The organism is Pseudomonas sp. P5_B3, from assembly GCF_056400405.1.
This window is the reverse complement of the sequence record NZ_JBFULI010000131.1, coordinates 1-779: the sequence shown is the minus strand read 5'-3', so window position 1 is coordinate 779 and position 779 is coordinate 1. Positions and strand designations below refer to the sequence as shown.

Sequence of the window (779 nt, the reverse complement as noted above, 5' to 3'; positions counted from 1 at the left end):
GTGCAGGAAGACACCACGCTCAGCGTCAGCGGCCAGTTCAGCGCGGCCGACATCGATCACGATGCCACCGCCACTTGGAGTATTGCCGGGTCAAATACCGGCACCTACGGCTCGATCGCCGTGGACACCACCGGCCAATGGACCTACACGCTGGCCAACGGCACCGATGGGGTCGCCAGTGCGGTGCAGTCGCTGCAGGCGGGCGAGAGCCATGAGGAAGTGTTCAGCGTGCAGGTCAGCGATGGCCTCGGCGGTGTCGACACCCAGCTGGTGACCGTCACCGTCACCGGCAGCAACGACGCCGCCGTGCTGTCCTCGGCCAGCGTTACGCTGAGCGAAACCAATGCTCCGCTGACCACCAACGGCACCCTGACCATCAGCGACGTCGACAGCCCGGAAAGTTTCCAGGCCCAAACCAACACCGCCGGCAACTACGGCCAGTTCTCCATCGGCACCGGCGGTGCCTGGACCTATGTCGCCGACTCCGCCCACAACGAGTTCGCCGCCGGCACCACCTACACCGACACCTTCGCGGTGAGCAGTGCCGACGGCACCCTCACTTCAGTCACCGTGCATATCCTCGGCACCAACGATGCGGCCGTGCTGTCCTCGGCCAGCGTTACGCTGAGCGAAACCAATGCTCCGCTGACCACCGCTGGCAGCCTGACCATCAGCGACGTCGACAGCCCGGAAAGTTTCCAGGCGCAAACCAATACCGCCGGCAACTACGGCCAGTTCTCCATCGGCACCGGCGGTGCCTGGACCGGACCTACGTCGCC

1 protein-coding gene is annotated in these 779 nt (G+C 65.3%); it reads left to right on the top strand.

Annotated features, from left to right (window positions below; genetic code table 11):
- Positions 1-779 (top strand): VCBS domain-containing protein (locus AC1DRN_RS29930; protein ID WP_477786927.1); only part of this gene is annotated, 779 nt, incomplete at both ends.